This window comes from Serratia sp. BNK-17, from assembly GCF_048684935.1.
Lineage (GTDB): Bacteria > Pseudomonadota > Gammaproteobacteria > Enterobacterales > Enterobacteriaceae > Serratia > Serratia nematodiphila.
Genome location: NZ_JBLQTR010000001.1, coordinates 2,681,015 through 2,695,970, shown reverse-complemented (window position 1 = coordinate 2,695,970; position 14,956 = coordinate 2,681,015). Strand labels below are relative to the sequence as shown.

Genomic DNA, 14,956 nt, shown 5'->3' with positions numbered 1-14,956 from the left:
GTTTTTTTATATCCGAAACGCGTTACTTGCTGCTGCAGCTTTTGCTGCGGTCGAACGCGATCTTGCCGTCCGGCACCACCGCTTTTTCAATCTGCCCCTCTTCCATCGACGGCTGCACGCTGAAGTGCGCGTTGAAGGTCAGGAACACCGGCTCGCCGGCAGTCTTATTGGCCTTGGCGTAACCTTGCTCCAGCGCGATGTTGTTATCCACCGGGAAAGTGATGCCGGTGGCGCAGTCTTTGAAGACTGCCGCATCCGCCATATAGGTATAACTGCCTTTCATCACCATTGGCGTTTTAGGCAACGGCTTTTCGACCGGCTCCAGACGGTAATTCAGCTTGGACTCGATCGGCGCGCCGCTGCGATCCAGCATCTCCAGGCTCTTGCCCACCGGACGGAAGTAGCGTTTCTCGCCGGTGCTGTCGGTCAGCACCAGCTTATCCGCGGTGCGCGCCCATTTGCCGTAGTCGGCAAAGGTCTGATCGCCGTCTTTGCTGCCGCGATAGGTTTCCTGCAGCACGAAGGTGCCATCTTCATCCAGGAACAGCGCTGTATCCAGACCGCCGCAATCGGCGCAAGGCAACACCCCTTGATAACTCTGCGGCATCGCCTGCAGCGGTTGTTCCTTCGGTTGATAATGATTGTTGCATCCCAACAACGAGAGTGCGCCTGCCGCCAAGAACAGGGCTATCGTAATTTTCTTCACAGTTATTCTCCTACTGTGTTCATGTATTCCTAAGTGCGAACCTTGCCGCGCAGCGCCTTGGTGGCGCCTTTACGCGTCTTGCCTTCCAGGCGACGCAGTTTCGCTCCTTTCGTCGGCTTGGTCGCCTTGCGCGTTTTTTCCACCACCATCGCCTGCTGAATCAACGCGACCAGCCTGGCCAACGCCGCTTCGCGATTCAATTCCTGACTGCGATACTCTTGCGCCTTGATAATCACCACGCCATCGGCGGTAATTAAATGGTGATTCAGCGCCAGCAGCCTTTCCTTATAATACTCTGGCAGGCTGGATGCCCGGATGTCAAAGCGCAAATGGATCGCCGTTGAGGTTTTGTTCACGTGCTGGCCGCCCGCGCCCTGCGCGCGGATCGCCGTTAATTCCAGCTCATTATCCGGTATGGCGACGTTTCTTGACAGTTCCAGCACCGGTCACACCTGCGCCCGCTGCCACTCGGCAAACTGGATTTCCAGACTATTCTGAGCATCGGACAGCCAAATAGTTCCCTCCTGCAGCGTCGCCTGTAGCGTCATGGTGCGGCTGGCCAGCGCCGTCAGCCGCGCCAGCTGCTCGTCGTCGAGGAAGCGTACGCTCAGGTTCTTGTAACCGGCCACTTTGCCCTGCATCGCCTGCCACCACACGTGCGCGGCGCGCTCGCCGTAAGCGTACAACACCACGCGCGGCGACTGGTTGCAGGCCTTGCGAATGCGCTTCTCGTCAGGCAACCCCATCTCGATCCACATTTCCAGCCCGTTATGGTCGTTGCGCTGCCAGATCTCCGGCTCATCGTCGGCGCTCAGCCCTTTGGTGAACACCAGCCGCTCGTCGGCATGGCAGATCCAGGCCAACAGGCGCAGCATCATGCGCTGTTCATTTTCGGACGGGTGTTGCGCCAGCGTCAGCGTGGCGTCGTGATAGAAGTGACGATCCATATCAGCGATATTGACCGCGGCTTTATAAATGGTTGCTTTCAGCGCCATGGGTGACCTCGTTGTTATTCGGCGACAGTGTACTTGATCAGGGGTGAACGCCGCCAGCGCAGCCCGGCTCGGCGCAGAACGAAAGGCGTGTCGGGGTGCTGATAACTCCATAACAGCTGTGCTATAGTCGTCTAGGATAGGATAAAACTCCGAGAGCCTGCGCCTCATCGCGAGAGCGGTCTTGATGATGCAGAGGTTCTTAAGGGAGGAAACTGTGCAACAATACTGTGAGTTAGTACGCCGTACTTACGCCGAGATTGGCAGTGGAGATCTTGGCTACGTGCCTGATGCGCTGGCTTGTGCGTTAAAGGCATTGGACGATGTCGCAGCGAACGACGCGCTACCGTCCTCCGTTAGGGAACAGGCGGCCTTTGCCGCCGCTAACTTATTGGTGAGCGACTATGTTGATGAATGATGAGTACCAACCCATCAATTGCGATGACTACGACAACCTGGAACTCGCCTGTCAGCATAAACTTATTCTGAAGCTGGAGTTACGCGACGGAGAAGTGATCGAGGCCAAGGCGATCGACCTGCTGCAAAAGAAACGCGTTGAGTATCTGACCATCGAACAGAACGGCCAGCAGCGCGACCTGCGGCTGGACCATATCAGCAGTTTCAGTCATCCGGAAATCGGTACCGTGGTCGTCAGTCTGTCGGACTGAGCAGCGGTAACCCCATCCCAACAGGGCAGCCCAATGGCTGCCCTCGTCATTTAGGGTTTCAGGCTGGCGTAATAAGCCGCCAGATCGGCGATATCGTCATCCGACAATCCCGACACATAGGCCTTCATCACCTCGGCCTGGCCGCCGTTGCGCTCCCCTTTCTTATACGCCTGCAACGCGTGCTGCAGGTACATGGCGTTCTGCCCGGCCAGATTCGGGTACATCGGCACCGTCACCTTGCCCTGCGCGCCGTGGCACGCCGCACAGGCGGCGGCTTTGGCCTGACCGGCGGCCGCATCCCCCGCCGCCAACGCCGGCAGGCTGAACAGGCCGGCGGCCAACAGCGTGATCCCCACTAACTTCATCAGTGCTCCTCGCGATTATGATTTTTTTCCCAGCGCAGCCGCCACGGGCGTTCGCCTTCCGGCACCTGCCCCGCCTCACAGACGAATGCGCCCAAAGCAGCGATCAGCTGCTCATCATAATAAATCAACGGGATGCGATCACGCTGCCAGGGAGGGATCCCCAGCTCCTGCCACAGTTTTTTTATCGGCCGCGAATGGGCGCGCCCCACGATACGCACGGCGCCCTGCACGCCGCCGAAACGAATGCTGATCCGCTGCGCTGGCTGCGGCGCGCGTAGCGCCAGATCGCCCTCACCGGCAACCAACTGCCCCAACCCGTCCGGCAACGTCAGCGGCTGGTCAGGCCGCCAGTGCAGATGCACACCGCGCAGCGCCGCCAGCGGCGGCAGCAGGTGCAGTCGGCCACGGAATCGGCGGATCTGATAGGCGCCGAGCTGCAGCTGCGGTTCGGCGTCTTCCCGGCTGAGCGCCACCTCCTCCCACAGGCGCTGTAGCTGCTCACGCGCCGGCATAGTGACGTTAAACAACGCGATCCAGCGCCGCAACAAGGCGAAACGCCGCACCGGCGAACAGTCGGTCAGGCCGTCGATCGCCAATGAGCGGTCCGCCGCCAACAGGCTTTGCAGCGGTTCCGCCAGCAGTTCGTCCAGCAGCTGCTCCTGCTCGGCGCACAGGCTGGCGCTGCGCGCCACCGCCGAAGCGAAGTGCGGCCAGCGCTGGTTGAGCTGCGGCAAAACCTGCAAACGCAGGAAATTGCGATCGAAGCGCGTGTCCTGATTGCTGTCGTCATCTATCCAGCTTAAGGCGTGGCGCTGCGCGTAGCTTTCCAGCGTTTGACGCGAGCAGCCCAGCAACGGCCGCAACAGCAAATGCTCGCCCAGCGTGGCGCGCGCCGCCATCGCCGATAGCCCCGCCGGCCCGCTGCCGCGCTTGAGCGCCAACAGGAAAGTTTCGCTTTGATCGTCAAGGTGTTGAGCGGTGAGCAGCGCTTCGCCCTCCGCCAGGGCGGCGCTGAAGGCGGCATAGCGCGCCGCACGCGCCGCCGCTTCGATGCCGCCCTGGCGGGCGTCCACCTGCACGTGCGTCACCGTCAGCGGCACCTGCCAGTCGGCACATCGGCTGCGGCAATGCTCAACCCAGCGGTCGGCGAAAACGCTCAGGCCATGATGCACGTGCAGCGCACGCAGCTGCAGCGCCGGACGGTGGCGGCGCAACGCCGCCAGCAGATGCAGCAGCACGCTGGAATCCAGGCCGCCGCTGAACGCCACCAGCAGCCGCTGCTGCGCGCCCAGCTGGTCCGCCACCTGCGTCGTTAATTGATCAGTATCCATCGGTAGGCTTTGTCACTTCTACATAGCTGCACGTTAACTCCGCCTACCGCCATCAATCAAGCATTAACCGTCCGGGCCTGGCGCCGCGTCAGCAGCCACCAGCCGCCCAGCACCGCGATCACCGCCAGCGCGCACCCGGCCGCCCCCCAGCCGATCTGAGCGAAAATGCGGCCATACGCCTGCATCGCCGCCCCCTCGATGTGGTCTTCGGCGGTCTGATTGGCGATGATGCCCGCCAGATAGTTGGCGATCGAACCGGTCGCCAGCATATAGATACCGGTCAACACGCCGGTGGCGCCGGGGATATTCAGCCGGGTGATCTGCGCCATCGCCACCGGATCGATAAACAGTTCGGCGAAGCCCATCACCGCCAGGCCGGCGATCATCAGCCCCATCGAACCCGGCCCGTGCAGCCGCGTATTGAGCGCCATCAGCATAAAGCCGACGCCGATCAACAGCAGACCGAAGGCGAACTTGCACCAAATGCGCAGCGTCCGGTCGCCCGCGCCACCGCCGCTCGCCAGCCAGGCCAGCGCCACGCCGCCCAGCATCACCGCGCAGGCGTTAACCGACTGGAACAGCGCGGTCGGCACCGTCCAGCCGAACCAGCGCCGGTCGACGAAGTGATCGATAAACAGGCTGATGGAGCTGCCGCCCTGCTGGGCAAAAGCCCAGAACAGCGTGCCCAGCAGCATCAGTACGATGATCTGCCACAGCCCCCGCCGCTGGCCGGCGTCCGCGCGCAGCATAATGCGCGCCACCAGCGCCACCGCCGCCACGCACACCAACCCGAGCAAATAGCCGGCCCAGTCGCGTTCAAACAGCAACGTGAAGAACAGCGGCGACGCCAGCAGCGCCGCCAGCAGCCATCCCCAGTGCGGCAGGCCCAGGCTCCTGGCGCGCATCAGCGGGGCATTCACGCCGCGGGTGTGGCGGAAATGGCGTCCGCCAAGCAGAAAAATCACCAGACCGGCGAACATGCCGATCCCGGCCAACGCAAAACCGACGTGCCAGCCATAGCGCTCGGCCGCCAACCCGCAGGCGATCGGCGCCAAAATGGAACCGACGTTGCCGGCGGCGTACAGCAGCGAGAAGCCTCCTTCGCGGCGCGAGTCCTGCGCCGGGTACAGCTCGCCCAGCAGGCAGCTGATATTGGATTTGAACAGGCCGTAACCGCAGATGATGATCGCCAGCGCCAGATAGAGCGACTGGGCGGAGACCGCGCTCAGGCCGAGCACGATATGCCCCAGGGTCATCAGCGCCGCACCGGCGATCACCGCGACGCGGTTGCCCAGCAGGCGGTCGGCGAGCCAGCCGCCAAGAATAGGAGTGACGTAAACTAACGAAGCGTAAGCGCTGTAGAGATCGATGGCGTGGCTGTCGGTATAGCCGAGTTGGTGGGTCAGATAGAGGATCAATAACGCACGCATGCCGTAAAAGCTGAAATATTCCCAAATTTGTATCGCTACGACATAGTAGATTGCGCGCGGCTGTGAGGGTGTTTTCATGGTGGTCTCCCATCAGTCGGTGAACGACAAAGGGGAAGCGCGAGCGCCTCCCCTGTTTTTGGCTGCGGTTATTTCGCCTTCAGCACTTTCACCCGATAACGTCCGTCCGCCTGACGGTAGGCGCCGTGAATGTCGGTTTCAAAGCCCGGATAATGCGCGCCGATTTCGCACAGCATCTGCAGGAACTCCAGCACCGGCCGGCTCTCTTCGGTCAGCATCTCGCCCGGCATCACCAGCGGCACGCCCGGCGGGTATGGGAGGATCATGTTGGCGTTGACCTTACCGACCATCTCTTCCAGATAGACCTCTTCCACTTCGCCGTGCAGCTCTTTCTGGAACGCCTGGTACGGATTCATCACCATGGTTGGCAGCACTTCGAACGCGCGGTACATCAGGTCCGGCAGGTTGTGTTGCTCCACCAGGCGGTGAATGTTCTGCGCCAGATCCTGAATGCGCATGTTTTCATAGAAATCAGGCGCTTCCTGATACAGCGAAGGCAGCATGTTTTTCACCCGCAGGTTCAGGTCGAACGAACGTTTGAAGTCGGTCATCGCGCGCAGCAGGCTGAGCGCCTTGGTTTTATCGATGCCGATGCTGAACAGGAACAGCAGGTTGTACGGCCCGGTTTTCTCGACGATGATGCCGCGCTCGTCGAGGTATTTCGCCACGATGCTGGCCGGGATGCCGAACGGCTGCATCTCGCCTTCCTTGCTCATCCCCGGCGTCAGAATGGTGACCTTGATTGGGTCCAGATACATGTGTTCATTGTCGATGTTCTTGAAACCGTGCCAGGCGCTGTCGGAGCGCAGCGGCCAGCATTCCGGCTCATCGATATGCTCCGGCTGCCAGACGTCGAAGAACCAGCCGTCGGACTCGACTTTCAGGCGTTTGATCTCTTTACGGAACTTGATCGCGCGTTCGATAGAACCGTGGATCAGGCGCTTGCCGGCGTTGCCTTTCATCATCGCCGCAGCGGTTTCGGTCGAGGCCACAATGCCGTAGTGCGGCGAAGTGGTGGTATGCATCATGTAGGCTTCGTTGAAGGTCTCTTCGTTGATGTCGCCCTTCACGTGGATCATCGACGCCTGCGAGAAGGCCGCCAGCAGTTTGTGGGTGGACTGGGTTTCATAGATCACCTTGCCCTCCACGCGGCCGCCGCTCATGCCGCACTTGCCTTTATAGATCGGATGGAAGTTGGTGTAAGGCACCCAGGCGGAGTCGAAGTGGATAGACTTCACGTCCAGGGTGTTCTTGATAAAGTCGGTGTTGTACAGCAGGCCGTCATAGGTGGAGTTGGTGATCACCGCGTGCACCGGCCAGGTGGCGTTCGGGGTGTCCTTCACGCGTTTGGCGATGGTGGCGCGCTGGAACTCGCTCTGCGGAATGCCGCCGAGGATGCCGTAAGCGTTGCGGGTCGGGCGGAAATAGATCGGCGTGATGTCGCTCATCATCATCAGGTGAGTCAGCGACTTGTGGCAGTTACGGTCAATCAGCACCGTGCTGCCCGCCGGCGCCGAATACATGCCGACGATCTTGTTGGCGGTGGAGGTGCCGTTGGTGACCATATAGCTGCGTTCGGCGTTGAACACGCGAGAAATATACTCTTCCGCCTCTTTGTGCGGGCCGGAGTGATCCAGCAGCGATCCCAGCTCGGACACCGAAATCGAGATATCCGACTTCATGGTATTCGGGCCGAAGAAATCGTAGAACAGGCTGCCGACCGGGCTTTTCTGGAACGCGGTGCCGCCCATGTGGCCCGGCGTACAGAAGGTGTATTTGCCTTCGCGCACGTATTTGAACAGCGCCTTGGTCAGCGGTGGCAGGATGGTGTCGATATATTCGTCGGTATTCTGTTTGATCTTGGCGGCGATATCGGTTGCCGCGCCGAGCGCATACTCGAAGAAGCGCACCTGCATGCGCAGATCGTTCAGGCTGACGTCCAGCGTCGAATAGGTGTTGGCGAATGCGTACAGCGGCATGTACTCGTTCAGTTGGCTGATCTCTTCGCACAGCTCCAGGTTGTATTTGTCCCAGTCGAAGATCACCCCGCACAAGCGGGCGTTGTTCTCGATCAGTTTCAGCAGGTCTTCGCGATCGTTAGGGTAAACGATGCGGAAATCCAGACTTTCCAGCGCCTGATGCAGTTCACGGATAGGCTCTTCTTTAAAGTAGACACCCATGTGATTCATGATGGCGATAACGTTCATATGCATTTCTCCTGGCAAAGCAAGCCCCTTCCCGTCGCGGCTGACAGGTCGGAAAGAAAGGGGCTGGGTAAATTCAGTCGGTCAGCGGACGCGAATCAGTGCGCTTTGGCCGTGGTGTTTTCATCGACCGCCGCTGCGCTGGCAGCCTGGCGGGTATTCATTTTCCGGGCGTAGAACATCAGGATAATCAGGCTGATGATAAAGGTGCCGGACAGTTCGAAAGAGTTGGCGCCCATCAGCGCGATGAAGCAGAAGCCGCAGCCGCACACTGAAGCGATCAGGCTCAGCAGGTTGCGCACGTTGACCCCTTCGAAGCGGATCAGGTCTACGCAGGAGTAGAAGTAAGGCAGCATGGTCAGCAGCACCGCGATGCCGGTCAGCTCGCCGAACAGGTCGGACGCTTTGCCGCCGGCGGAGCTCATCAGGGTGATCAGCACCATCAGCGCGGTCATTTTGCAACCGGCCAGCAGCAGGCCTTTCTTCGGAATGCCGTTTTTATCCAGCTCGCCGTACACTTTCGGGAAGTTGCCGTCGTTGGCGGCGCGCACCCCGGCCTGGCCGACCAGCATCATCCATGACCCGAGCGAGGTCAGGCAGGCAAAGGCGGTGAACGCGGAAACCATCGGTGCGGCCCAGTTGCCCATAATCGCCGAGGCGCTGATGGCGAACGGCGCGCCGCTGGCGGCCATTTCAGACGCCGGGAACATACCGCTGATCACCTGGGTGGCGGCGATATAGATGATGCCCGCCAGACCGGTGCCGAGCATGGTCGCCAGCGGTACGGTGCGTTTCGGGTTTTTCACCATGCCGGTGCTGACCGCCGCGGATTCCACGCCGATGAACGCCCACAGGCACAGCAGGATACTTTTGATGACCGCATGGCTGTCGGTGGTGCCGGAGGTGTTCCAGTTAGCCTGGTAGGTGGCGGCGTCAAACCAGTGCCAGCCAAGGGTGGCGGTCACGATCACCGGGATCAGCACCAGCACCAGGCCCAGGGTGGTCAAACGGCTGACCCAGGTTCCGCCCAGCATGTTCACGAAGGTGAAGACCCACACGATGGCGATACAGGCGATGCCGGCGGGCACCGGGTTATTCAGCGCCGGGAAGAAGGTGGAGAGATAAGAAACGGCGGTAATGCCGATGGCCAGGTTACCGATCCAGTTGGCATGGTAATAAAGCACGCCGGTCTGGAAACCGAAGGCCGGGGAAATTTCACCGGCGTAGGCGATAGGGCCGCCCTGCTGTGGGTTTTTGGTGGCGAGGCGGGCATACACATAAGCCAGCGACATCGCCCCGATAATCGAGATCACCCATCCCCAAATGGCGATGGATCCGAGACTCGCCAGGTTGGCGGGCAATAAGGCAATCCCGCTCCCCATCATATTACCGGCGACCACGCCGGTGCAGGCAATAAGCCCTATTTTCTTGGGTGAAGCCATGGTCAGTTTCTCCTGATTTACGTTTCTTATAAGCCACGCCCATAAATAAAAGATTTTAATGAGCCGGCTTGATAGTCAGGATGCTAACCATCGGGGGGAATAAAGTCCTAAAGATAAAGTGAGATTACGCTCATGATCATACAAATGATAACCTGAGGTTTTTCATTAACACATCAAGATAAAAAGACAGGCTAAAGAAAAGATAAACATCATTTAAAAACAAAAAGATGACAAGGTTAATAACGCATAACAAATGGCAAAAAAGAGATAATATCGCGCAGCAAAATAATACATTCATGCAACATGACTTCACCAATAAATAACGCCGCCATGATCCCCGAAGAATAAGGGCGGCGTGATATTGGGTTAATTATTGGCGCTGATAGTTATTTAAATAAGGCACCACGTTGGTCAATGACGTCTGGAATACGCCATTGGTGATCCAATGCAAGGTATCCTCACCGGGGCGAAGATTGAAGGCGGTAATATAAGAGTCGGCCGCCAAATGATTCTGCCCCTGCATTTCATACACCTTGCCCAGCAGCACATAATTCAGCCACGACATTTGCAATTCAATCCCCAGATCGATCGCCCGGTGCGCCTCGTCAATACGCCCCTGCGTCAAAGCATCTACCGCCAGAACCTGCTGCATGATCGGCGTGTTCTTCAATTCGGGGATCGTCGCCAGATGGCTGATATCGGCGCGCAGTTGCCCCAAGGCCGGGCTGTCGAACGGTTGATAAGAATTGCGCAGCAGATCCACCAACGCTTTTTCAGCCAGCAGATAGCGGAAGTTCGGCGCGCTGTTAATCAGCTCGCTCAGCTGGGCGCTGGCGCGGGTCAACGAATCGGCGTCACCGTGGATCAGCAACTGATGCGCCTGGTAGAAACGCTGCAGCAACGGCCCGTTGTCGGGCAGCAACTGCGCCAGACGCTGCTCCAGCTGTGGCGGCCAAGGCTGCTTCAGCGCCGCGGACAGGCTGGCGAGGAAGTCGGTCTGGATCTTCAGCTGGTTATCGGCGGTGATAAAGTAACGCTTGTCCAACATGATCGAACTGTCGGCGTTATCCACCAGCCGCACGGAGAGGAAACACTGCTGGGCGCGGTAGTGGCGCTGATTGACGAACTCGATATACAGCGACTTACCCGAGTTGCTGGGGCCGGAATAGTTGTAATTAGTTTGGTCATGCACCAGGAAAGTCGAGTAGGTGTTCAGCGAATCGGTGATCAGCTCGCTGACGCCCACCACGTAAGAGAGCTGGGGCATCCAGTTGCTGCAGCTCTCGCCGCCCTGGATGCGGATATCGATATCGCGCGGGTTGAGCAGCACCGGCATGGTCGATACCGGCACGCGCTGCGACAGCGTGGCGATGCCGACAAACGCCACGCAGACGCTTAGCGCACTCAGAAACGCCAGCCACACCCAGAACGTCGAGCGGCGATAAAAATGCGGCTTCTTCTCGCCGGGCGCGGCAGCCGGCACGCTTGCCCGGCGCGGCGGCACATAGGGCGTATCCTCTTCATCATCGCTGCCGTCTTCCGGCTCATGCATAATCACCGCGATCTGCGGCGCCAGTGCAATCGCGGGTTGTGTCTCCCCCTCTTCACACCAGATCACCGACGTCGCCAGCTTATACCCGCGCTTGGGCACGGTGATAATGTATTCCGGGCTGTCGCTGTCGCCGTCTTTCAGGTACTTGCGCAGCTCTGAAATACATTGGGTCACCACGTGGTTGGTGACAATATTGCGCTTCCAGACGTTGTCGATCAGCTCGTCGCGGCTCAGCACCACGTCGGGGTGCCGGGCGAAATAGCACAGCATGTCGATCAGGCGCGGTTCCAGCGTTTTCTGGCGACCATCGCGGCTGATGGTGTTGTCGGCAGGAGTAACCAGCCACTCCCCGACGCGAAAAGCAGGCTCTTGCATGGCGGAAATAACTCTGTAGGCATGTAGGGCAAGGGCGCGATCATAGCATAACCGCCCCCGGCTGTGGCCGCCGGGGGGCGATTAAGCCGTTAACTCTCGTATAATTCTAACGGTAAACCATCGGGATCGCTGAAAAAGGTAAAGCGGGATTGGGTGTAGGGATCGACACGCACCGGTTCGCAGGCAACGCCGGCCGCCTGCAGATGAGCGATAGCCTGATCGATGTCGTCGACGCTGAACGCCAGATGGCGCAGGCCGCAGGCCTCCGGGCGGCTGACGCGAGCCGGCGGCGAGGGGAAAGAAAACAGCTCGATGGTGTATTGCCCGTTGAGCGCAAGATCCGCTTTCCAGGAGCCGCGCTCCTCACGGTAGACTTCGCTCAGCAGGGTAAACCCGAGAATGTCGCAGTAAAAACGCTTGCTGGCGGCGTAGTCCGCGCCAATGATCGCGATGTGATGCACCTGACGTAATGCCAGCATAGAAACCCTCTCCTGTTCATTCTGATGGGGCACGGTATCCGGCGGCGGCGATGCCGTCAATGAAAAAGCCCGGCTTATCTTGCCAAACCGCCGGGCGCGTTATGGCCTTATGGCTGCGGGGCTTTCAGCACCTTCACCAGATAGCACCCGTCTTCCGTCAGTTTGGCGCCGTGGATATCGGTTTCAAAACCGGGATAGCGCTCACCGATCGAGCATAGCATCAGCAGGAAATCGAGCACCGCACGGCTCTCTTCGGTGATCATTTCCCCCGGCATCACCAACGGCACGCCCGGCGGATAAGGCAGGATCATATTGGCCGCCACCTTGCCCACCAACTGATCCAGCTCGCAGGTTTCGACATTGCCGCGCACCTGCTCCTGGAACATCTGGTGCGGCGTCAGCTTCATTTCCGGCAGCACGTCGAACGCCCGCTGCATCAGGCCTGGCAGATCGTGTTGGCGGATCAGGCGATGAATGCCGGCGGCCAGATCCTGGATGCGCATATGGCGATAGAAATCCGGATCTTCGGCGTACAGATCCGGCAGCATGTTCTTCACCCGCAGGTTGAGATCGTAGGCGCGCTTGAAGTCGGTCAGGCCGCGCAGCAGGCTCATCGCCTTGGTTTTATCGATGCCGATACTGAACAGGAACAGCAGGTTGTACGGCCCGGTCTTCTCCACCACGATGCCGCGTTCGTCGAGGTACTTCGCCACCAGCGCCGCCGGGATCCCCTCTTCTTCCAGCGCGCCCAGCTCATTCATGCCCGGTGTCAGGATCGTCACCTTGATCGGATCGAGGTACATATGATCGCGATCGGTCTGGCCGAAACCGTGCCAGTTATCGTCCGGATCCAGCGGCCAGCACTGCGCCTCATCGATCTCTTCCGGCTGCCAGATATCGAAGAACCAGCTGTCGCTTTCCTCGCGCAGCCGCTGCACTTCACGGCGAAAATGCAGCGCGCGTTCCACCGAACGGTTGATCAAACGGCGCCCCGGGTTGCCGCGCAGCATGGCGGCGGCGGTCTCCATCGACGCCACGATGCCGTAGTGCGGCGAAGTGGTGGTGTGCATCATGTAGGCTTCGTTGAAGGTGCTCTCATCGTAGTCGCCCTTGATATGAATCATCGAGGCCTGCGAGAAGGCGGCCAGCAGCTTGTGGGTAGATTGGGTTTCGTAGAAAACCTTGCCGGGCACCCGCTCGCCGCTCATGCCGCTCTTGCCGTCGTAAATCGGATGGAAGTTGGTGTAAGGCACCCAGGCGGAGTCGAAGTGGATCGACGGCACCTCCAGCGTCTGCTTAATGTAGTCGGTGTTGTACAGCAGGCCGTCATAGGTGGAGTTGGTGATCACCGCATGCACCGGCCAGGTGGCGTTCGGCGTCGCCTGCACCCGGGCGGCGATGCTCTCACGCGTGAATTCGCGCTGCGGGATCCCGCCGAGGATGCCGTAGGCGTTGCGCAGCGGGCGCAGATAGATCGGCACGATATCGCTCATCATCAGCAGGTGGCACAGCGATTTGTGGCAGTTGCGGTCGATCAGTACCGTGCTGCCCGCTGGCGCCGAATACATGCCGACGATCTTGTTGGCGGTGGAGGTGCCGTTGGTGACCAGATAGCTCTGCTCGGCGTTGAAGGTGCGCGCGATATACTCTTCGGCCTCCAGGTGCGGCCCGGTGTGATCCAGCAGCGAACCGAGCTCGGTGACCGAAATCGAGATGTCGGCCTTCAGGGTATTGGCGCCGAAGAAGTCATAGAACAGGCAGCCCACCGGGCTTTTTTGAAACGCGGTGCCGGCCATGTGGCCCGGCGTGCAGAAGGTGTACTTGCCTTCGCGCACATAGTTGAACAGCGCCTTGGTCAGCGGCGGCGTAATGGTGTCGATGTATTCCGCGGTGTACTGCTGGATGCGCTGCGCGATGTCGTCCGCCGCATTCAGGCCGTACTCGAAGAAATAGAGCACCATGCGCATTTCATGCAGGCTGACGTCGAAGGTGGAGTGGGTATTGATAAAGGCGTACAGCGGCAGGTATTCGTTCAGCTCGTTGATCTCGCTGCACAGCTCCAGGCTGTAGTCGTCCCAGTCGAAGATCACTCCGCAGATGCGGGCGTTGGCTTCGATCAGCTTCAGCAGGTCACCGCTGTTTTTGGGGTACACCAGCTGGAATCCCATGGCGGCCAGCGCAGCGTGGAGCTCGCGAATCGGCTCATCTTTGTAGTAGACGCCCGTCGGGCCCATGATGGCGATGATATTCATCGGCAGCTCCTGTCAGTTAACGGCCAAGTCTCTATAACACCACGAAAATCCGGCGGTGTGTAGCCAAAAAAAACCGCCCGGAGGCGGTTTCTTGCAGCGAAGCACAGAACTCAGCAGTAGCCGTAGTTCATCAGACGCTGGTAACGGCGGTTGAGCAACTCTTCGTCGTTCAGACCATCCAGATCTTTCAGATCGGCCAGCAGCTGCGCTTTCAGCGCGGCGGCCATCGCCGGCACGTCGCGGTGCGCGGAACCCAGCGGCTCCGGGATCACCGAGTCGATCAGCTTCAGCTCTTTCAGACGCGGTGCGGTGATGCCCATCGCTTCTGCCGCCAGCGGGGCCTTATCGGCGCTCTTCCACAGGATGGAAGCACAGCCTTCCGGCGAAATCACCGAGTAGGTGCTGTACTGCAGCATGTTCACCTTGTCGCCCACGCCGATTGCCAGCGCGCCGCCGGAGCCACCTTCGCCGATGACGGTGCAGATGACCGGCACGTTCAGACGCGACATCTCACGCAGGTTGCGCGCGATAGCTTCCGACTGGCCGCGTTCTTCCGCGCCCACGCCCGGATAAGCGCCCGGGGTATCAATAAAGGTGATGATCGGCATCTTGAAGCGTGCGGCCATTTCCATCAGGCGCAGCGCCTTGCGGTAGCCTTCCGGCGCCGGCATGCCGAAGTTGCGGCGGATCTTCTCTTTGGTTTCACGGCCTTTCTGGTGCCCGATGATCATCACCGGGCGGCCATCCAGGCGCGCAATCCCCCCGACGATCGCTTTGTCGTCAGCGTAAGCGCGATCGCCCGCCAACTCTTCGAAGTCGGTAAAGATGTGTTTGATATAATCCAGGGTATAAGGACGGCGCGGGTGGCGTGCCAATTGGGCAATCTGCCAGGCCCCAAGATCGGCAAAAATCTTGCGCGTCAGCTCAACGCTCTTTTCACGCAGGCGCTGAACCTCTTCGTCCAGATTAATATCTAATTTTTCGTCTTGACGGCTGACTGCAGTCAGCGAGTCAATTTTCGCTTCCAGCTCTGCAATCGGCTGTTCAAAATCAAGAAAATTCAGACTCATAGCATTCCTATT

14 protein-coding genes are annotated in these 14,956 nt (G+C 59.6%); 2 read left to right on the top strand and 12 right to left on the bottom strand.

All coding sequences use genetic code 11. The annotated features are described in order from the left end of the window. Positions 1-22 precede the first annotated feature (22 nt). From nlpE to ACMGF7_RS12715, 3 genes are read right to left on the bottom strand one after another with little or no spacing between them, the layout of a single operon-like run. On the bottom strand, positions 23-706 hold the full coding sequence (gene nlpE / locus ACMGF7_RS12725; protein ID WP_164095965.1) for an envelope stress response activation lipoprotein NlpE: 684 nt from the start codon (positions 704-706) through the stop codon (positions 23-25). A 29-nt stretch (positions 707-735) separates the two neighbouring features. After that, positions 736-1,149, bottom strand: a complete 414-nt coding sequence (arfB, locus tag ACMGF7_RS12720; RefSeq protein WP_004931997.1) for an alternative ribosome rescue aminoacyl-tRNA hydrolase ArfB — start codon at positions 1,147-1,149, stop codon at positions 736-738. Between the two features lie 3 nt (positions 1,150-1,152). After that, on the bottom strand, positions 1,153-1,701 hold the full coding sequence (locus tag ACMGF7_RS12715; protein WP_015378883.1) for a YaeQ family protein: 549 nt from the start codon (positions 1,699-1,701) through the stop codon (positions 1,153-1,155). Between the two features lie 214 nt (positions 1,702-1,915). Here ACMGF7_RS12715 and ACMGF7_RS12710 point away from each other — a divergent pair, with 214 nt between their 5' ends. Together ACMGF7_RS12710 and rof are read left to right on the top strand one after the other, a co-directional pair. After that, a complete protein-coding gene (locus tag ACMGF7_RS12710) occupies positions 1,916-2,116 on the top strand; it encodes a YaeP family protein (protein ID WP_004931993.1) in 201 nt (66 codons plus the stop codon). After that, a complete protein-coding gene (gene rof / locus ACMGF7_RS12705) occupies positions 2,103-2,366 on the top strand; it encodes a Rho-binding antiterminator (protein ID WP_004931991.1) in 264 nt (87 codons plus the stop codon). Before ACMGF7_RS12710 ends, rof begins: the two co-directional genes overlap by 14 nt. A gap of 50 nt (positions 2,367-2,416) precedes the next feature. Here rof and ACMGF7_RS12700 read toward each other — a convergent pair whose 3' ends face one another. The 9 genes from ACMGF7_RS12700 to accA form a co-directional block, all read right to left on the bottom strand. Further along, complete coding sequence (locus ACMGF7_RS12700; protein WP_004931989.1) at positions 2,417-2,731, bottom strand: c-type cytochrome; 315 nt, start codon at positions 2,729-2,731, stop codon at positions 2,417-2,419. Continuing rightward, on the bottom strand, positions 2,731-4,062 hold the full coding sequence (tilS, locus tag ACMGF7_RS12695; RefSeq protein ID WP_164095966.1) for a tRNA lysidine(34) synthetase TilS: 1,332 nt from the start codon (positions 4,060-4,062) through the stop codon (positions 2,731-2,733). Before tilS ends, ACMGF7_RS12700 begins: the two co-directional genes overlap by 1 nt. Positions 4,063-4,118: 56 nt before the next feature. Further along, positions 4,119-5,570: a dipeptide permease DtpD gene (dtpD, locus tag ACMGF7_RS12690; protein ID WP_021505644.1), complete on the bottom strand. Its 1,452-nt coding sequence runs from the start codon at positions 5,568-5,570 to the stop codon at positions 4,119-4,121. A gap of 68 nt (positions 5,571-5,638) precedes the next feature. After that, entirely contained in the window at positions 5,639-7,777 is a 2,139-nt protein-coding gene (cadA, locus tag ACMGF7_RS12685; RefSeq protein ID WP_004931982.1) for a lysine decarboxylase CadA, read from the bottom strand. A 95-nt stretch (positions 7,778-7,872) separates the two neighbouring features. Next, on the bottom strand, positions 7,873-9,216 hold the full coding sequence (gene cadB / locus ACMGF7_RS12680) for a cadaverine/lysine antiporter (RefSeq protein ID WP_004931980.1): 1,344 nt from the start codon (positions 9,214-9,216) through the stop codon (positions 7,873-7,875). 370 nt (positions 9,217-9,586) lie between these two features. Continuing rightward, positions 9,587-11,143, bottom strand: coding sequence for a lysine decarboxylation/transport transcriptional activator CadC (gene cadC / locus ACMGF7_RS12675; protein ID WP_197799233.1), 1,557 nt, complete (start codon positions 11,141-11,143; stop codon positions 9,587-9,589). Between the two features lie 89 nt (positions 11,144-11,232). Continuing rightward, positions 11,233-11,622, bottom strand: a complete 390-nt coding sequence (locus tag ACMGF7_RS12670) for a VOC family protein (protein WP_015378887.1) — start codon at positions 11,620-11,622, stop codon at positions 11,233-11,235. Positions 11,623-11,729: 107 nt separating this feature from the next. Then, the gene (locus tag ACMGF7_RS12665) at positions 11,730-13,874 is read right to left on the bottom strand and encodes a lysine decarboxylase LdcC (protein ID WP_004931974.1); all 2,145 of its coding nucleotides are present in this window, start codon (positions 13,872-13,874) and stop codon (positions 11,730-11,732) included. A 110-nt stretch (positions 13,875-13,984) separates the two neighbouring features. Beyond that, positions 13,985-14,944, bottom strand: coding sequence for an acetyl-CoA carboxylase carboxyl transferase subunit alpha (accA, locus tag ACMGF7_RS12660; RefSeq protein WP_004931972.1), 960 nt, complete (start codon positions 14,942-14,944; stop codon positions 13,985-13,987). Positions 14,945-14,956 lie beyond the last annotated feature (12 nt).